Genomic DNA, 18,186 nt, shown 5'->3' with positions numbered 1-18,186 from the left:
GAAATCCGCCTGTTGACCCTCGGAGGGCGCCGTGTCCGACCGGCAGCTGGTCCTGCGATCCCGGCGCGTGGTGACACCCGGCGGCACCCGCCCCGCCTCCGTCGTCGTCGAGGACGGCCGGATCGCCGCCGTCGTCGATCATGCCGTGACCCCCGTGCGTGGCGTCCCGGTCGAGGATCTCGGGGACGACGTGCTCCTTCCCGGGCTTGTCGATACTCATGTGCACGTCAATGATCCGGGGCGCACGGAGTGGGAAGGCTTCGGCACCGCCACCCGCGCCGCCGCGGCCGGTGGCATCACCACCCTCGTCGACATGCCGCTCAACAGCGTCCCGCCCACCACCACCGTCGAACACCTCCGGATCAAACGGGACACGGCCCGCCCCGCCGTCCACGTCGACGTCGGCTTCTGGGGCGGGGCCGTGCCGGACAACCGGGCCGACCTGCGCCCGCTGCACGACGCCGGCGTGCTCGGCTTCAAGGCGTTCCTCTCGCCGTCCGGTGTGGACGAGTTCCCGCCGCTGGACGCGGCCGCCCTCGACGCGGTCGCCGCCGCGCTCGCCGCCTTCGACGGGCTGCTGATCGTGCACGCCGAGGACCCGGAGCGGCTGGACGGCGCGCCCGGTCCCGACGGCCCCCGCTACGCCGGTTTCCTCGCCTCCCGGCCGCGCGACGCCGAGAACGCGGCGGTCGAACGGCTCGTCGCCGTCGCCCGCCGGCACGGCACCCGCGTCCACGTCCTGCACCTGTCCTCCGCCGACGCGCTCGGCACGCTCGCCGCCGCCCGCGCGGCCGGCGTCCGGATCAGCGCCGAGACCTGCCCGCACTTCCTGACCCTCACGGCCGAGGAAGTCCCGGACGGCGCCACCGAGTTCAAGTGCTGCCCGCCCATCCGCGAGGCCGCCAACCGGGACGCGCTGTGGGCCGGGCTGGCCGCCGGCACCGTCCAGTGCGTCGTCTCCGACCACTCCCCGTGCACCGCCGACCTCAAGGTCCCCGACTTCGGCCGCGCCTGGGGCGGCATCGCCTCCCTCCAGCTCGGCCTGCCCGCCGTCTGGACCGAGGCGCGCCGGCGCGGCCACACCCTGGACGACGTGGCCCGCTGGATGGCCGCCGCGCCCGCCGCCCTCGCCGGGCTCACCGCCAAGGGCGCCATCGAAGCCGGCCGCGACGCCGACTTCGCCGTCCTCGCCCCGGACGAGACGTTCACCGTCGACCCGGCCGCCCTGCACCACCGCAACCCGGTGACCGCCTACGCGGGCCGCACCCTGAGCGGCGTCGTCCGCTCCACCTGGCTGCGCGGCCGCCGGATCCACCACCACGGCACCCTCGCCGCACCCACCGGCCGACTCCTGGAGCGCGTATGACCACCAGCGGCACCGCCGGCGGGATATCCGCCGCCCTCACCTCGTTCGCCGGCCCCGCGCGGCCCTACCAGGGCGGCGACCCGTACGCCGACTACCGGGCCGCCGCCGAGCTCCCGTTCGGCCACCTCCCCGACCTCGCCGACCGCCGGCTCGGCGGTGCCGTCACCGCCGCCAACGACGAGTTCTTCGCCGAGCGCGAGAACCTCCTCGTCCCCGGGCCCGCCTGCTTCGACCCGGAGCGCTTCGGCCACAAGGGCAAGGTCATGGACGGCTGGGAGACCCGCCGCCGCCGCGGCCCGTCCGCCGCCCACCCGTACCCCGCCGACGACGACCACGACTGGGCCCTCGTCCGGCTCGGCGTGCCCGGCGTCGTCCGCGGTCTCGTCGTCGACACCGCCCACTTCCGCGGCAACCACCCGCAGGCCGTGAGCGTCGAGGCGGCCGCGCTGCCCGGCACGCCGTCCCCCGAGGAACTGTCGGCGGACGGCGTCCGGTGGACCGTCCTCGTCCCGCGCACCCCCGTCGGCGGCCACGCGGCCAACGCCTTCGCCGTCGACCACCCCCACCACTGCACGCACCTGCGCCTCAAGCAGTACCCCGACGGCGGCATCGCCCGCTTCCGCGTCCACGGCGAACCCGTCCCCGACCCCGCCTGGCTCACCGCGCTGGGGACGGTGGACGTGGCCGCGCTGGAGAACGGCGGCCTGGTCGAGGACGCCTCCGACCGCTTCTACTCGTCACCGCTCGGCACCGTCCTGCCGGGCCGCTCCCGCCGCATGGACGACGGGTGGGAGACCCGCCGCCGGCGCGACCGGGGCCACGACTGGGTGCGTTACCGGCTGGCCGGGCAGTCGCTGCTGCGCGCCGTCGAGATCGACACCGGCTGCCTCAAGGGGAACGCGGCGGGTTGGGCGGCGCTCTCCGCGCGCGACGCGGCGGCGGGCGGCGAGTGGACGGAGCTCCTCCCCCTCACCCGCCTCCGGCCCGACTCCGTCCACCGCTTCCCGCTGCCCGCCCACCCGGTCGCCACCCACCTGCGGCTCGACATCCACCCCGACGGCGGGATCGCCCGGCTGCGGGTGCACGGCACGCTGACGGAGGAGGGGGTGCGGGCGCTGGAGAAGCGGTGGGACGGGGGAGGGGCGTGAGCCTCGGTGCCGCCCCGGCCTTCTCGGTTTCGCCCTCTCGGTTCCGCCGTCACGGTTCCGCGAGTGCGTTCCAGAACAGCGTCTCGTAGCTCTGGAGCAGCCGTCCGTACCGGTGCGCCAGCCGTTCCGTGAGGAGCCCGTCGGCCAGCCCGGCCGCCACGGCGGCCAGCGCCCGCTCGGCGGCGTCCGGCGCGGGGCGGGCGAAGTGGTCGAAGAAGCCGCACGCCGTGTCGTCGAACCCGTAGTGCGCGCGCAGCGCCCGGCCCAGGGTGGCGCAGTAGCCGCTCCACGTCGCGAAGTTGACGGTCAGGGCCACGACCACGTCCACCGGCTCCGCCTGCAGCGCCAGCCAGGACGTGTAGGCGGGGTACGCCTGGCAGCCCGGCGTCGGCTCGTACGCCCGTACCGCCCGCTCGTCCAGCCCGCAGGCCGCGGCCAGCGGGCCCAGCAGTTCCAGGGCGGTGGTCTCGTCGCGGGCGAGCGGCGCGAAGAACGCCTCGACGGCGGGGCGGCCCGCCGACCGTTCCGCCAGGTGGTGGTAGGCGGTCCGGTCGGAGGCGATGACGTGGTGCTGCTCCAGGGCGAACGCGGCGATCACCGAGCGCGGTGCCGAACCGTCGGCGATCAGGGGCACGAGCCGGTTGGCGCCCGGGTGCGGAGCCGGCTCCCGTACCGCGTCCGCCAGGACGTCCTGGGCCGTGCGGGCCATCGGCGACCGCCTTCCTGGGGTGTCCTGTCCTGGTGGGGAGGATAGCCGCCGGGACATGGCGAGAACGGTCACTTGCCCAGGTAGAAGAGGAGGAAGAAGAAGGCGGAGATGAAGTGGACGGCGACCAGGTAGATGAAGACCCGTACCGCCATGCCCATGGGGGCGCGGTCCTCGACCTGGGCCTCCTGCTTGGTGGGCGCGGGAGCCGGGGCGGTGGCCTTCGGCGCGGTGTCACTCATGGTGTCCCCTCCGGTTGGGTCCGGCGTCGCCGAGGCACAGCCCGGCCGCGCCGCTCTGCATCAGCGTGTGCATGAACAGCAGGTCCACCCCGCCGGGCGTGGCGGACGCGATGCGGTGCGGGGTGAGGGAGTCGAAGTGGGCCGCGTCGCCGGGGCCGAGCAGGTGCGTCGTCCCGCCGAGGGACAGCCGGAGCCGGCCCCCGGTGACGTACAGCCACTCCTCGCCCGGGTGCACCCGTACGAGCTCCTCCTGGCCTGCCGCGTCGTGGCCGTGCGGCACGTGCAGCCGCAGGGCCTGCATGGCGCGGCCGGAGCCGCCCGCGCGCCAGTAGGTCCAGCCGCCCGCCCGCTGGGCCTCCATCCGGTCCGCGCGCACGATCGGATCCGCCGTCTGGGGTACTTCGCCCAGGAGGTCGGATACCGTCGTTCCATAGGTGCGCGCGAGCGCCAGCAGCATGGGGAGGGACGGCGTACGGCGTCCGGTCTCCAGCCGAGACAGGTGGGCGGGGGACAGGCCGGCCCGGGCCGCCGCCACCTCCAGCGTCAGCGCGCTGCGGGTGCGCAGCGCGCGCAACTGCGGGGCCACGGCGGGCAGATCCTCGGTCGCGGGGTCGTCCGTGCCGGTGTGTGGGCTCATGGTCCCGGTATAGCCCCGCCGTACCTCAAAGGCAAAAGTTCTTGCCTCTGAGGCAAAGTGGCGAAAAGGCGCCGTCTGCGGGGAGCCGGTGAACGATGAGGGAACATCGCGTGTTTGTCGTTGACATGTCATGCGCTACGCGCGTCATCCTGTGCTTATGAACATCCCCCACCGTTTCGCGCGCTTCGGTGCGCCGGCCGCGCTGGCCTCTGTTCTCCTCCTCGGCGCCTCCGCTGCCGCCGTGGCATCTCCCACCTCCTCCACCTCCACGGTCACTTCCACCACGACCGTCTCGACCGTCTCGGTCGCGGCCAAGGGCGTCGGTCACGTCTGCGAGTCCGCGCTGCCGGCGCAGGCGCACGACACGCTGGACCTGATCGAGAAGGGCGGCCCCTTCCCGTACCCGAAGGACGGCACGGTCTTCTCCAACCGCGAGGGCGTGCTGCCGAAGCAGGGCGGCGGCTACTACCACGAGTACACCGTGATCACGCCGGGCTCGCCCGACCGCGGCGCGCGCCGGATCGTCGCCGGCCAGGCGGACCACGAGGACTACTACACCGGGGACCACTACCGGTCCTTCGCCCGGGTCGACTTCTCCTGCTGACCCACCCCTTCCCCCGCCCGGTTCCGGCACCCGCCGGGACCGGGTGGACCTGATGGAGCGTCAAGTCGGCCGCGCAACAGGCCAGGTGCGGTCGCGCCCGGCCGGGTCGCCGCGCGCTCCCGGGTGCCGTCTCGCGCGTCCGGGGAGGCGCGAGACGGGGTCGGATGTCAGTCCCTGCCGTTACCGTTCTTCTTCCGCGAACGATCCGCGCGTGACGAGACGCGACGAGACGCGACGAGAAGGGCGGCGAACTGCCGTGTATCGCTGGGAGATCACCCGGGCAGCGCTGGGGCAACGCGTGCTCGCCATGGTGCGCGGTGACAGCTACGACGAGGCGACGCTGACGTCGGGCACGTTGCTGTCGGCCGGGCTCACCAGCCTGGAGATATCCCTCGCCACGCCGTTCGCCCTCGACGCCGTCGCCACGCTGGTCCGGGAGGTCGGCGACGAGGCGGTCGTCGGGGCCGGCGCGGTTCTGGACGCTCCCTCGGCCCGGATGGCCGTCGAGGCCGGGGCGCGGTTTCTGGCCTCGCCCGCCCTTGACCCCGAGGTGCTGCGGACGGGCCACCGGTACGGGGTTCCCGTCTTCGTCGGCGTCTCGACGCCTGCCGAGATCGTCCGGGCCCTGGAGCTCGGGGCTGACGCCCTGAAGCTTTTCCCTGCCGCCGGCCGTCGTCCTGAGTGCGTCCGTGAGCTGCGCTCCGAGTTGCCGCAGGCGGCTTTGGTCGCCGGGGGCGTGGATGTCGAGTCGGCTCCTGAGTGGATCGCTGCGGGGGCGGTTGCCTGCGGTATCGGCGGGGCGCTTGCCGAGGGGGATCGGGACACTGTGGCCAAGCGGGTGGAGGAGCTGGTCGGTCGGCTGGCGGAGGTGGGTCCGCGGGGCGGGGGGTGAGCCCCGGTCCCGCCCCTTCCCGTTTCTTGCAGGGGCTGCGCCCCCGCACCCCCGGCCGGGCCCTATCAGCCCGTCCGGCGTTTGAGGACGAGCGGCGAAGCCGCGATCAGCGGGGTCCGGGGCGCAGCCCCGGGAATCGGCGAAGGGGCGGGACCGGGGCACCCCCCATGTCCGGACAACCGGACCTCCGGACTTCCCGTCATCAGGTCCCCCCGCTACCCTCCACGGAGTGGCAAAGCACCGACCCCTCCAGTTCACCCTGGACCGCACCAGCCCCGTCCCGCTCTACTACCAGCTGGCCCAGCAGCTCGAAGCCGCCATCGAGCGGGGCGGGCTCGCCCCGGGCAGTCTGCTGGGGAACGAGATCGAGCTGGCCGCGCGGCTGGGGCTGTCGCGGCCGACCGTGCGGCAGGCGATCCAGTCGCTGGTCGACAAGGGGCTGCTGGTGCGGCGGCGCGGGGTGGGGACGCAGGTCGTGCACAGTCAGGTGAAGCGGCCGCTGGAGCTCAGCAGTCTGTACGACGACCTGGAGGCGGCCGGGCAGCAGCCGGCCACCCTGCTGCTGGGCCGCGCGACCGAGCCCGCCACGGCCCGCGTCGCCGCCGCGCTCGGGGTGACCGAGGGAGCGGACGTCGTCCGGGTCGAGCGGCTGCGGCTGGCCCACGGGGAGCCGGTGGCGCACCTCCGCAACCACCTCCCCGTCGGGCTGCTCGATCTCGAAGGCGACGTCCTGGCCGAGACCGGGCTGTACCGGCTGATGCGTTCCGCCGGCATCACGCTGCACAGCGCGCGGCAGACCATCGGGGCGCGCGCCGCCACGGCCGAGGAGGCGGAGCGGCTCGCGGAGCCGGCCGCCGGTGCGCCGCTGCTGACCATGGAGCGGACGACGTTCGACGACACGGGACGGGCCGTGGAGTTCGGCTCGCATCTCTACCGGGCCTCCCGGTACTCCTTCGATTTCCAGTTGCTGGCCCGCCCGTAGGCCGGACCCACGCGACGTCAGAATGTTCTGACAAAGTATTGACGCGGTGTGGCGTGCGCCACTAGAACACCTGAACAGCGCGCCGGGTGAAAGCCCCCGCGGTCGGCCGTGACGGATCGTGACGGATACTTGGGCGGTCGGGCCCGCGGGACCGGGGCCCGGCCGCACCGTGACAGACAGTGGAAGGGCAAGTCCTCGTGGCAAGGGTTCGGACAGGCGTACGTGCGGTGAGCGCCGTGCTGGCAGCGGTGCTCGGCGCCACACTGGCGGGGTGCAGCAGTACGGGCGGCAAGCGCGCCGAGGAGCGGGCCGCCAAGGCCGCCCAGGGGCGCGCCGCGGTCGACACGCCCCGGTGGACCTTCGCGATGGTCACCCACTCGGGCGATGGCGACACCTTCTGGGACATCGTGCAGAGCGGTGCCAAGCAGGCCGCGGCGAAGGACAACATCAAGTTCCTCTACGCGCATGACGTGGAGGGGAACAAGCAGGCCCAGAGCGTCCAGGCGATGATCGACCAGAAGGTCGACGGACTGATCGTCTCCCTTGCCAAGCCGGACGCCATGAAGGACGTCGTGGCCAAGGCGCGGAAGGCCGGCATCCCGGTGATCACGGTGAACTCGGGCTCGGACAAGTCCAAGGAGTTCGGTGCCCTCACCCACATCGGCCAGGACGAGGTGATCGCGGGCGAGGCCGTCGGCGAGCAGCTCAACGAGCGCGGGAAGAAGAAGGCCGTCTGCGTTCTGCACGAGCAGGGCAACGTCGGCCACGAGCAGCGCTGCGAGGGCGTGAAGAAGGCGTTCAAGGGCGAGGTGGTGAACCTCTACGTCGAGGGCACCAACATGCCCAACGTCCAGTCGTCCATCGAGGCCAAGCTCCAGTCCGACAAGGACGTGGACGCCGTCGTCACGCTCGGCGCCCCCTTCGCGCCGACCGCCGTGAAGGCGGCCGAGCAGGCCGGCAGCAAGGCCGAGGTCGACACCTTCGACCTCAACGCCAAGGTCGCCGACGCCCTCAAGGACGGCTCCCTCGGCTTCGCCGTCGACCAGGACCCGTACCTCCAGGGCTACGAGGCCGTCGACCTGCTCTGGCTCTACCGCTACAACCGCGACATGCTCGGCGGCGGCCGCCCGGTCCTCACCGGCCCGCAGATCGTCACCAAGGACGACGCCAAGGTCCTGGCCGAGTACACCAAGCGGGGGACGCGATGAGTGCCTCCACCGCCACCGCCCCCGAGGCCGCCCCGCGGGGCCGGACCCTGCCGCGCCGCCTGCTCGGCCGCCCCGAGCTGGGCTCGGTCGTCGGCGCCGCCGCGGTCTTCCTCTTCTTCGCGATCGTCGCCGACTCCTTCCTGACGGCGGGCGGCCTCTCCACCGTCCTGTACGCGTCGTCGACGATCGGCATCATGGCCGTGCCGGTGGCGCTGCTGATGATCGGCGGCGAGTTCGACCTGTCGGCCGGTGTGATGGTGACCAGCTCGGCGCTGGTCTCCTCGATGTTCAGCTACCAGATGACGGCCAACGTCTGGGTCGGCGTCGGCGTCTCGCTGCTGGTCACCCTGGCCATCGGCTTCTTCAACGGCTTCGTGCTCACCCGGACCAGGCTGCCGAGCTTCATCATCACGCTCGGTACGTTCCTGATGCTCACGGGCCTCAACCTCGGCTTCACCAAGCTCATCAGCGGCACCGTCTCCACCAAGACCATCGGGGACATGGAGGGCTTCGAGTCCGCCCGCGCCCTCTTCGCGTCCCACTTCACCCTCGGTGACGTGGACCTCCAGGTCACCGTCCTGTGGTGGCTCGGCCTGGTCGCCGTCGCCACCTGGGTGCTGCTGCGCACCCGCGCCGGCAACTGGGTCTTCGCGGTCGGCGGCGGCGTGGACGCGGCCCGCGCGGTCGGCGTCCCGGTCCGGCGCACCAAGATCGGCCTGTACATGGCGGTCGCGTTCAGCGCCTGGATCTCCGGCCAGCACCTGCTGATGTCGTACGACGTCGTGCAGTCCGGCGAGGGCGTGGGCAACGAGCTGCTCTACATCATCGCGGCCGTCATCGGCGGCTGCCTGATGACCGGCGGCTACGGCTCGGCCATCGGCTCGGCGGTGGGCGCCTTCATCTTCGGCATGACGAGCAAGGGCATCGTGTACGCGCAGTGGAACCCGGACTGGTTCAAGTTCTTCCTCGGCGCGATGCTGCTGCTGGCGACCCTGCTGAACGCCTGGGTCCGGAAGCGCGCGGAGGCCAGCAAATGACGGCTCTGATCAGGCTGGACGGCGTCTCCAAGGACTACGGGAACATCCGCGCCCTGGAGGACGTCTCGCTGGAGGTCCACCCGGGCGAGATCACCTGTGTGCTGGGTGACAACGGCGCCGGCAAGTCCACCCTCATCAAGATCATCGCGGGGCTGCACCGGCATGACGCCGGCACCTTCGAGATCGAGGGCGAGGAGGCCCGGCTCGGCTCGCCCCGCGAGGCCCTGGACCGCGGCATCGCCACGGTCTACCAGGACCTCGCCGTGGTCCCCCTGATGCCGGTGTGGCGGAACTTCTTCCTCGGCTCGGAGCCGACCAAGGGCCGCGGCCCGTTCCGGCGCCTCGACGTGGCCGCCATGCGCGAGACCACCCGCACCGAGCTGGCCCGCATGGGCATCGAGCTGCACGACGTCGACCAGCCCATCGGCACCCTCTCCGGCGGCCAGCGGCAGTGCGTGGCCATCGCCCGCGCCGTCCACTTCGGGGCGAAGATCCTGGTCCTGGACGAGCCGACGGCCGCGCTCGGCGTCAAGCAGTCGGGCGTCGTCCTGAAGTACGTGGCCGCCGCGCGCGACGCGGGTCTCGGTGTGGTGCTGATCACCCACAACCCGCACCACGCGTACCTCGTCGGCGACCGGTTCGTGCTGCTCAAGCGGGGTGCGATGGCCGGCAGCCACGCCAAGGCCGACATCGGCCTGGACGAGCTCACCCGCCAGATGGCGGGCGGCAGCGAACTGGAGCAGCTCAGCCACGAGCTGGAGCGCGCCCCCGCCCCCGACCTCGCCGCGCGCGAGCCGCGGGGAGGGCCGGACGACAAGCCGGGGAAGCCGGACGACGGCTCCGAAAAGGACGCCTGACCACGACGCGGGGCCCGGACCGGAAGCGGTACGGGCCCCGCCGCCCGTCGTCCGCCCGTTGTGCGACGGACGCCGCCGGTGAGGCAGAATCGGCGACGCGGGCAGCACCCGCACCGACCGTATCCGCGAGGCGCACCGCCTCCCGAGACCACCGCAGGGACGACGACCTCGTGCGAGCACGCCCCCGATCAGCCGCCGGAGCCCCCCGCGCCACGGAGGTGCCGCGATGAGCATCTACCGCGAGCGGGTCTACCGGGGCTCCGCACGAGCCACCGTCCTGCGTACCACCGGATCGCGCGAGCGCCGCTCGCACCTCACCGCGCCCCGGGTGCCCACGGTCGGCATCGACATCGGCGGCACCAAGGTCATGGCGGGCGTCGTGGACGCCGACGGCACGATCCTGGAGAAGCTGCGCACCGAGACGCCGGACAAGTCCAAGAGCCCCAAGGTCGTCGAGGACACCATCGTCGAGCTGGTCCTCGACCTCTCCGACCGGCACGACGTGCACGCCGTCGGCATCGGCGCGGCGGGCTGGGTGGACGCCGACCGCAACCGGGTCCTGTTCGCCCCCCACCTGTCCTGGCGCAACGAGCCGCTGCGCGACCGGCTGGCCGGCCGGCTGGCCGTCCCCGTCATGGTCGACAACGACGCCAACACCGCCGCCTGGGCCGAGTGGCGCTTCGGCGCCGGCCGGGGCGAGGACCACCTCGTCATGATCACGCTGGGTACCGGCATCGGCGGCGCGATCCTGGAGGACGGGCAGGTCAAGCGCGGCAAGTACGGCGTCGCCGGCGAGTTCGGGCACATGCAGGTCGTGCCCGGCGGCCACCGCTGCCCGTGCGGCAACCGCGGCTGCTGGGAGCAGTACAGCTCCGGCAACGCGCTGGTCCGCGAGGCCCGCGAGCTGGCCGCCGCCGAGTCCCCGGTGGCGTACGGGATCATCGACCGGGTCGGCGGGAACATCCCCGAGATCACCGGCCCGCTCATCACCGAGCTCGCCCGCAACGGCGACGCCATGTGCGTCGAGCTGCTCCAGGACATCGGCCAGTGGCTGGGCGTCGGCATCGCCAACCTCGCCGCCGCCCTCGACCCGTCCTGCTTCGTCATCGGCGGCGGCGTCAGCGCCGCCGACGACCTGCTGATCGGCCCCGCCCGGGACGCCTTCCGCCGCCACCTGACCGGCCGCGGCTACCGCCCCGAGGCCCGCATCGTCCGCGCCCAGCTCGGCCCCGAGGCCGGCATGGTCGGCGCCGCCGACCTCGCCCGGCTGGTGGCCCGCCGCTTCCGGCGCGCCAACCGGCGCCGCGTCGAACGGTACGAGCGGTACGCGCGGGCGGGCCGCGGGTGATCACCATGGAGCACACGGACCGCGAGGACACCGCGGAGACGCCCGGCGGCGCTCCCGGCACCCCGCGCCCGCGCCGCTGGCTCAAGGCCCTGGCCGTCTTCCTGCTCGTCGCCATCCCGGCCGGCTACCTCTACATCTCCGCGCTCCAGAGCCGCGACGGCAACGGCGACAAGCAGGAGGAGCACACCATCACCGGCCTGGAGGAGGGCTGGCCCTCCCGGCTCCAGCGGCGGATCTACGAGGTGACCGTGCCGGCGGACGCGGAGAACGTCGCCCACTTCGAGACCAACTCCTGGAAGTCCAGCTCCCTCTTCCTCCAGTTCACCACCACCGGCGCGAAGTTCGACCAGTGGCTGAACGAGCACGGCATGAAGCCCTCCGACCTGGAGGACGGCGACGTCACCATCGACGAGGAGGAGGCCGCCACCGTCGGCTGGAAGTTCGAGGGCAAGCACCACTGGACGGGCACGGTCCGCGAGGAGGACAAGCCCAAGCCCAACATCGAGGTCACGGCGAACCTCGACGACCCGCGGTACCCGCGGGTGTTCGTGGTCTCGACGACGAGTCCCTGACGGACCGTCGGGCGGGTCCGCCGGGTGGCGCGGGCCACATCGCCGACCGCCCCTCCGCTCCACCCCGCCGTACCGGCATGATGACGCCCGGGCGGCCGCCCCCGCGCCGGGCCGGCCGCCTCTCAGCACGCCGTTCCGTCAGCGCCGGAGGGGAAGTTGTCGTCGTCCACCATCAGGAACGCCGCCCATGGCGAGATCTCCGTCGGCACCGTGCTGACGTGGACCAAGCGGTACACCGACGAGGAAGTCCGCGCGTTCCGCGCCCTGAGCGGCGCCGCTCAGGACGCCCCGCCGCCCGCCCACCTGCCGTACCTCATGGCCGTCGCCCCGCTGACCAAGCTCGGCGGCGACCTCGACTACCTGTCCCGGCGGATGGCCTGGACGTCCCGGCGCCCGATCGGGCGGGACGAGACGCTCACCGCCGAACTGCGCGTCACCCGGCTGGAACCGGCCGGCGCGGGTGCGCCCCTGACCCGGATCGCCTTCGACGCCCGGGTCCGGTGCGGGGACGAGGACGAGCCGGTGATCAGCGGCGGCAGCACGGGCCTCGTCGTCGACCGGACGGCGCTGGGCGGACCGTCCGCGGGCGCACCTTCCGTGGGCGCACTTTCCGTGGGCAGACCGGCGCCGGTCGTACCGCCGTCGGCGAGCGCCGAGGAGGAAGGCGCCGCCGCGCTCCTCACCCGCACCGCCACGGCCGTCTTCACCACCGAGGACATCGACACCTGCGCCCGCCTCACCGGCGACCTAGGCGCGCACCACATGACCGGGGACCGCCGGATGACACAGGGCGTCCTCACCCTCACCGCCGTCCCCCTCCTCGCCGACCCCGGCGCGCACGTGCGGGAGCTCGCCCTCGCCTTCCTCGCCCCGGTCCACGCGGGGGACGCGGTCACCGCCACGGTCCGGCTGGCCGAGGCGGCGGGAGCGGGGGCCGGGCTCCCCGCCGGGCGGTCCGCGTTCGGCTGCGGGATCAGTGTGGCCGGCGCGGGCGGCGGGCCGGTCCTCACCGGCACCGGCGTCGTCGAACTGCCCGCGCGCGACCTTCCCTGACACCCGGCCCGGGGGCGGTTTCCACTCGTTCGCGGGCTCAGGCGGGGCTGCGTCCGGGCCGAAGACGGAGGAGGGACGCCCACCGCGCGGGCCCCACCGCACGCGCCCACCGCACGCCGACGCCGGGAGGACCGGGACCACATGTCCGCCGAGACGACGGAGAAACCCCCGGTCACCCCCGCCCCCGGCCCCCCGGGAGCCCCGCCGGGGCGGACGCCGTTCGCCGTGCGGCACCGGTACGCGGTGGTGCTCACGGCCGTCGTCGTGGCGGTGCTGGCGGGGCTCGCCGGGCACGACGTCGCCCAGCGCGTCTCGTCCGGCGGCATGGTCCCGCCGGGGGCCGAGTCCGTACGGGCCGACGAGATCCTGGGCCGCGACTTCGGGGCCGACGCCCCGGACGTCGTCCTGCTGGCCCACGTGACGGGCGCGCGCACGACGGTGGACTCCGCGGCGGCCCGCACCGCCGCCCGTAGCGTGGCCACACGCCTGCGCGCCGACCCGGCGGTGACCAGAGTCCGGTCCTACTGGGACGCGCGCACGCCGGAACTGCGCTCCGCCGGCCGGCACGACGCCCTCATCCTCGGCTGGCTGCGCGGCGACGACCACGAGACGGGCCGGGCGGCGGCCCGCGTCGTCCCCCGCGTCACCGGGCGGACCGGGCCGCTGGACGTGGCGGCGGGCGGGGACGCGGCGGTACGGGCGGAGGTGGCGCGGCAGGCGTCGCGGGACGCGGGGCTGAGCGAGCTGATCGCCCTGCCGGTGGCCTTCACCCTGCTGCTGCTCGTCTTCGGGTCGCTGGTGGCCGCCCTGCTGCCGGTGGCCGTCGGGGTGTTCGCCGCGCTGGGCACGACGGCGGTGCTGCGGGTGCTCGCCGCCTTCGGCGAGGTGTCGGCGTACGCGCTGAACATCAGCACGGCCCTGGCGTTCGGCCTGGCCATCGACTACTGCCTGTTCCTGGTGAGCCGCTACCGGGAGGAGCGGCGGGCGGGCGCGGCGACCGCGCCGGCGCTGCGCACCGCGCTGCGGACGGCCGGCCGGGCGGTGGCGTTCTCCGCCGGGACGGTGGCCTGCGGGATGGCGGCGCTGCTGGTCTTCCCGCACCCCGTCCTGCGGTCCATCGCCTGCGCCGGCATGGCGGTGACCGTGATGGCGGCGATCGGCAGCCTGGTGGTGCTGCCGGCGGTGCTGGCGCTGCTCGGCGACCGGCTCGACCGGTTCGACGTCTTCGCCCGCCGGCGGCGCGTGCGGCCGGACGCGGCGGCGGGCGGGCTGGGGCGGTGGGGGAGGATCGCGAAGGCGGTGACCCGGCAGCCGTTGCTCTGCGGCCTGCCCGTGGTCTGCCTGCTGGTGCTGCTGGCGGCGCCCTTCACCCAGGTGCGGTTCGGCCTGTTCGACGACCGGGTGCTGCCGGCCGGTTCGGCCGCCGGACGGGTCGGCGCGGCGCTGCGCGAGGACTTCCCGTACAGCGGGCTCGGGGCGACCACCGTCGTCCTGCCGCGCTTCGACGCGCGCGGCAGGAGCGGGGAACTGGACGCCTACGCCCGCCGGATCTCCCTGGAGCGGGGGACGATGCTGGTGGAGACGGCCACCGGCCGGTACCGCGACGGGCGGCGGATCGCGGGGCCGACGGCGGCGTCCGCCCTCTTCCGGTCCCCGCACGGGGTGTTCCTGCGGGCCGTCGCCCGGGGCGAACCGGGCGGACCGAGGAACGCGGAACGGACCCGCCGGATCCGGGCCCTGTCGGCGCCCGCCCCGGCGCTCGTCGGCGGCATGGGCGCGAAGTCCCTCGACGCCCGGCGGCCGATCGCCGACCGCCTGCCGGTTGCCCTGGTGCTGACCGCCTCGGCGATGTTCGTCCTGGTCCTGGCACTGACCCGGCGCCCGGTCCTGGCCGCCAAGGCGCTGGTCCTCAACACGCTGAGCCTGTGCGCGACCTTCGGCGCGCTGGTCTTCGTCTTCCAGGAAGGCCATCTGCGGTGGCTGGTAGGCGACTTCACGGTCACCGGCACGACGGACGTGGTGCTCCCCATCGTCGTCTTCTGCATCGCCTTCGGCCTCTCCATGGACTACGAGTGCATCCTGCTCGCCCGCATCGTGGAGGAACGCCGCCGGGGCGCCGGCACCACACTCGCGGTGGCCCGCGGCGTGGACCGGACGGCGAGCCTCTTCACCTGGTCGGCGGCCATCCTGGCGGTGGTGATGGCCGCGCTCGCCGCCTCGGGCCTGGTCTTCCTCAAGGCGGTGGGCGTCGGCCTGGCACTGGCCGCCCTCCTGGACGCGACGGCGGTACGGGGGCTGCTGGTGCCGGCGGTGATGCGGCTCGCGGGGCGGGCGAACTGGTGGACGCCGGGGTGGCCGCGGGCCGGCCGGGGCGGTGCGGTCGGCGGGCGCCGAGCGGATCTCTGAGGGGATGGGACCGGTCCCTTCCGGAGGGTGGGCCGGTGGCCCGCACCCCTGGCGCCCTGCCAGTACGGGCGGGGTGGCCGTTCGGCCGCTTGGTGCCAGTGGTGACACCGCTGCGGGGCGTGCCGGCGGGCGGGCCGGCGTGGCTCCGGGCCGGGCGGGCCCGGCAAGGCCCGGAGCCACGCGGAGGCGGCGTCCGCGGAGGCCGTCAGCCGGTGGTGGAGGCGGCCGGGGCGGTCGAGGTGACGCGGACGCCGCCGTCGGTCCGCGTGACCTCGACCCCGTACCGCGTTCCCGGATCCCCCTCCGCGTGGGCGCCGCGCAGGTCCGGTGCCACGGTCACCGCGCAGGGGTGGACGTGGGCGAGGCGGGCGACGTGGTCCTTGACGGCGAGGACGGCCAGGTGGTCGGCGAGGGCGTCGCGCGGGGGCAGGCCGTAGAGGGAGAGGACGGTTCCGGGCAGCCAGTCGTGTGCCCGGGCGGCGGCCAGGGTGAGGGTGGTGACGCCGCCCTCGGTGCGGGAGACGCCGGCGCCCGGGACGTAGCGGCGGTCGCGGTGGAAGGCGTGGCGCAGCGCGAACGGCACGTCCGCCCAGCCCCCGGCGGGCAGCAGGACGGAGACGAGGGTGCAGGCGACCGCCACCCGGCCGCCCGCGCCGAGCTGGAAGTCGACGACGGGGAAGCCCGGGCCGTCCGTGTGGAATCCGCGGAACCGGGCCTCGCAGCGGACCGGGCCCGCGTCGGGCAGCGGCTCGTACACGTCGAGCGCCTCCAGCCGCCACGGGTAGGCGAGGCAGTCCCGGGGGACGTCGGGCGACCAGCGCCACAGCTGGCCGAACGGGACGGTGTGGCAGGCCCCGTCGAGCAGCCCCTGGTGCAGCAGGCCGCGCGGGACACCGGGGTGGCCCGCGTCGAGGACGGCCGTGGAACCGCCGCCGCCGACGCGCAGGGAGGTGACGAAGTGGAAGGCCGGGCCGTGGAACATGGCGCCCGTCTCGTACGGCAGCGGCTCGGGCACGGCGTCGGCGAGCGGCGGGAACGGACGGGGGCGCGCGGGCCGGGCGGCGGGCGGGAGGAGGGTGCCGGTGGCGGCGGTCTCCCAGGCGGGGCCGTCGGCGTCGGCCTCGTGGCGCAGCAGGGTGAGTTCCGCGCCTCCGTCGGCGGTGGGGCGCACCTCGGCGGCCAGGTGCAGCGGCCGGTCGACGGTGAGCCAGCGGCGGATGTGGACGCGCCGCAGGGACAGCCGGCCGGCCGGGGTGCCGGTGGCCTCGTGGGCGGCCGCCGCGAGCCGGTCGGCGACGGACATCATGGGGAGGGTGGGGAGGGTCAGCGTCGGGCAGTGGTCGTGCACCCAGGCGTCGGCGGCCGGGTCGACGGTCTCCCGGCACAGCCGCCGTACCGGCGCGTCCGCCCGCGCGTCGGCGGCGGGCGGGGCACCGGCGGCGGGCGGGGCGTCGGCGACCAGGCGCAGGGACATGTTCCGGCAGAGGACGGCGGGGACGTCGTCCACGGAGATCAGGACGTCGGCGTAGAGGGCCGGCTCCGGGCCGCGCCGCAGGCCGCCGACGTGGACCTCGTAGGCGATCCGCCGGTCGGCGGGGGTGGCCTGGCGGCGGCAGAGGAGCGTCATCGTGCGGCCGGGCACGGGCTCGAAGCGGGCGCCGTCGTGCCCGAGCGTCAGCCCCAGGGCCGCCAGGTGGAAGGCCATCGCCTGGAAGGCCGCGTGCGCCATGAGGCTGCCGGGCACGCACGGGTCGTTCGGGAAGTGGGCGGCGAAGTACCAGGCGTCGGGCCGGATGTCCGTCTCCGCCCGCAGCAGGCCGCGCCCCCAGGCGCCGCCCGCCGGGTCGCACTCCGTGACCCGGTCGAGCAGCAGCAGCCGCCCGCCGTCGACGCGCGGCGTACGGGCGTGGGCGCGGGCGGGCTCCCAGCCGGGGCCGAAGCAGTCGTACGGGCGGCCGTCGGCGAACGCGCGGACGGCCTCGGGCGTGAAGCCGCGCGGGGCCGGCCCGTCCGCGGGCGGCGGGTCGTACGGGAGATCGGGGGACGGGGTGGGAGCGGGGTCCCAACGGAGGCCGTCCGCGGCGGCGAGCCGCTCCCCGGTGAAGAGCCCCGCCCGCCCCTCCCGGAGGCTCATCAGGAGCGTGTCGCCCGCGAAGCAGTCCGCCTCGAAGAAGGCGAGGTGGACGCCGTCGTGGTCGGCGTGCCGGAGGACGCGGACCTCCTGACGCAGCGTCCGTCCCGCCGCGGGCGGGCTGCCGTGGAAGGTGATCTCTTGGCCGAGCGCCCGGTAGACGTGGTCGCCGCGGTGGAGGAAGTCGACACCGAGCCAGGTGAGGAGGACCTGGTTGGCCTGGCATGACTCGGCGAGCAGCGCGGCGGGCAGCCGGCCGCCGGCGTCGAGGTACCAGGCGCCGGGCCGCAGGTCCGTCTCGCTCCGGATGGCGCCCGGGCCGAGCGCCGCGGGCGGGGCGTCGATGCCGAGCACCCGGTCGATCAGGAGCAGGGGCGGGGCGGGGAGCCGGTTGCGGCGTGTGTGGCCGTCGAGGGCGCGGAAGCGGGGGCCGAAGACCTCGGAGACCGTGCCGAGCGCCAGCCGTTCGAGCTGCCGGCGGTCCAGGACGGGACCGGGACGGCCGGCGGGCGGTGGCGTGCTGCCGGGGCCGGTGGGGGGCGGGGCCGGGAGCGGGAGGGGCGGGGGTGGCGCGGCGGCCGTGGCGGCGGGTCCCGACGCGTGTGCGGTCAGGAGGGAGTTGACGCGGTACCGGCTCTCCAGGAAGCGCAGGTGCGCCGCCGAGCAGGCCGCGAGATGCGCCTGGTGCGCCGCGCCGACGCGGGAGCGGTGTCGGGCGGCGGCCGCGGTCCGCGGGTCGTCGGCGCCGACGGGTGCCGGGCCGGGGTACGGCGGTGGGGCGGCGGTCGGCGGTGCCTCCGGTGACGCGGCGGGTGCCGGGGCCGGCAGCGAGGTCTGTGGCGTGGTCGGTGCTGAGGTCGGGAACGCGGCCGGCGCTGAGGTCGGCGACGCGGCCGGTACCGGGCCTGGCGCCGAGGCCGGTACCGGGGGCAGTACCGAAGGCAGCCGCGGCGCGGGCGGCATGGCGGCGGGCGGCGGTTCGGGCGACGGCAGGCGG

Annotated in this window: 16 protein-coding genes; 12 read left to right on the top strand and 4 right to left on the bottom strand. The window is 74.8% G+C overall.

The features are described from left to right. Positions 1–31 precede the first annotated feature (31 nt). Both allB and alc read left to right on the top strand, forming a co-directional pair. Complete coding sequence (gene allB / locus JNW98_RS10885) at positions 32–1,366, top strand: allantoinase AllB (protein WP_223767938.1); 1,335 nt, start codon at positions 32–34, stop codon at positions 1,364–1,366. Then, positions 1,363–2,514 carry an allantoicase gene (gene alc, locus JNW98_RS10880; protein WP_223767937.1) on the top strand — a complete coding sequence of 384 codons (1,152 nt, stop codon included), beginning with the start codon at positions 1,363–1,365 and terminating at the stop codon, positions 2,512–2,514. The genes allB and alc overlap by 4 nt, the downstream gene beginning before the upstream one ends. Before the next feature lie 49 nt (positions 2,515–2,563). On the opposite strand, the gene JNW98_RS10875 is transcribed toward alc, so the two are convergent. From JNW98_RS10875 to JNW98_RS10865, 3 genes are all read right to left on the bottom strand, one after another. Continuing rightward, on the bottom strand, positions 2,564–3,223 hold the full coding sequence (locus JNW98_RS10875) for a thiaminase II/PqqC family protein (protein ID WP_223767936.1): 660 nt from the start codon (positions 3,221–3,223) through the stop codon (positions 2,564–2,566). A 68-nt stretch (positions 3,224–3,291) separates the two neighbouring features. Beyond that, complete coding sequence (locus tag JNW98_RS10870) at positions 3,292–3,462, bottom strand: DUF6126 family protein (RefSeq protein ID WP_223767935.1); 171 nt, start codon at positions 3,460–3,462, stop codon at positions 3,292–3,294. Then, entirely contained in the window at positions 3,455–4,099 is a 645-nt protein-coding gene (locus tag JNW98_RS10865) for a helix-turn-helix domain-containing protein (RefSeq protein ID WP_223767934.1), read from the bottom strand. The genes JNW98_RS10870 and JNW98_RS10865 overlap by 8 nt, the downstream gene beginning before the upstream one ends. Before the next feature lie 157 nt (positions 4,100–4,256). Between JNW98_RS10865 and JNW98_RS10860 the strand changes: the two genes are divergently transcribed. The 10 genes from JNW98_RS10860 to JNW98_RS10815 all read left to right on the top strand — a co-directional run bounded on the left by JNW98_RS10860 (position 4,257) and on the right by JNW98_RS10815 (position 15,058). Next, on the top strand, positions 4,257–4,703 hold the full coding sequence (locus tag JNW98_RS10860) for a guanyl-specific ribonuclease (protein ID WP_223767933.1): 447 nt from the start codon (positions 4,257–4,259) through the stop codon (positions 4,701–4,703). Between the two features lie 256 nt (positions 4,704–4,959). Beyond that, on the top strand, positions 4,960–5,595 hold the full coding sequence (locus tag JNW98_RS10855; RefSeq protein WP_223767989.1) for a bifunctional 4-hydroxy-2-oxoglutarate aldolase/2-dehydro-3-deoxy-phosphogluconate aldolase: 636 nt from the start codon (positions 4,960–4,962) through the stop codon (positions 5,593–5,595). Between the two features lie 259 nt (positions 5,596–5,854). After that, a complete protein-coding gene (locus JNW98_RS10850) occupies positions 5,855–6,577 on the top strand; it encodes a GntR family transcriptional regulator (RefSeq protein WP_263420631.1) in 723 nt (240 codons plus the stop codon). Between the two features lie 197 nt (positions 6,578–6,774). Then, positions 6,775–7,785: a sugar ABC transporter substrate-binding protein gene (locus JNW98_RS10845; protein WP_443732497.1), complete on the top strand. Its 1,011-nt coding sequence runs from the start codon at positions 6,775–6,777 to the stop codon at positions 7,783–7,785. Continuing rightward, positions 7,782–8,822, top strand: coding sequence for an ABC transporter permease (locus tag JNW98_RS10840; protein WP_223767930.1), 1,041 nt, complete (start codon positions 7,782–7,784; stop codon positions 8,820–8,822). Before JNW98_RS10845 ends, JNW98_RS10840 begins: the two co-directional genes overlap by 4 nt. Further along, positions 8,819–9,679 (top strand): ATP-binding cassette domain-containing protein, encoded by an 861-nt coding sequence (locus JNW98_RS10835; protein WP_223767929.1) that lies wholly within the window; start codon positions 8,819–8,821, stop codon positions 9,677–9,679. Before JNW98_RS10840 ends, JNW98_RS10835 begins: the two co-directional genes overlap by 4 nt. A gap of 226 nt (positions 9,680–9,905) precedes the next feature. After that, the gene (locus JNW98_RS10830; protein WP_223767928.1) at positions 9,906–11,027 is read left to right on the top strand and encodes an ROK family glucokinase; all 1,122 of its coding nucleotides are present in this window, start codon (positions 9,906–9,908) and stop codon (positions 11,025–11,027) included. 5 nt (positions 11,028–11,032) lie between these two features. After that, entirely contained in the window at positions 11,033–11,599 is a 567-nt protein-coding gene (locus JNW98_RS10825) for a hypothetical protein (protein ID WP_223767927.1), read from the top strand. 156 nt (positions 11,600–11,755) lie between these two features. Further along, entirely contained in the window at positions 11,756–12,652 is an 897-nt protein-coding gene (locus JNW98_RS10820; RefSeq protein ID WP_223767926.1) for a hotdog family protein, read from the top strand. A gap of 141 nt (positions 12,653–12,793) precedes the next feature. Continuing rightward, a complete protein-coding gene (locus JNW98_RS10815) occupies positions 12,794–15,058 on the top strand; it encodes an MMPL family transporter (protein WP_223767925.1) in 2,265 nt (754 codons plus the stop codon). 205 nt (positions 15,059–15,263) lie between these two features. Here JNW98_RS10815 and JNW98_RS10810 read toward each other — a convergent pair. Continuing rightward, on the bottom strand, positions 15,264–18,186 hold a 2,923-nt coding region (locus JNW98_RS10810; RefSeq protein ID WP_504754643.1), incomplete at its 5' end, for a hotdog family protein.

Source organism: Streptomyces huiliensis (assembly GCF_020037025.1).
Taxonomy (GTDB): Bacteria; Actinomycetota; Actinomycetes; order Streptomycetales; family Streptomycetaceae; genus Streptomyces; species Streptomyces huiliensis.
Note: the sequence above shows the minus strand (reverse complement) of the source record. Positions and strands in the feature narration are given on the sequence as shown.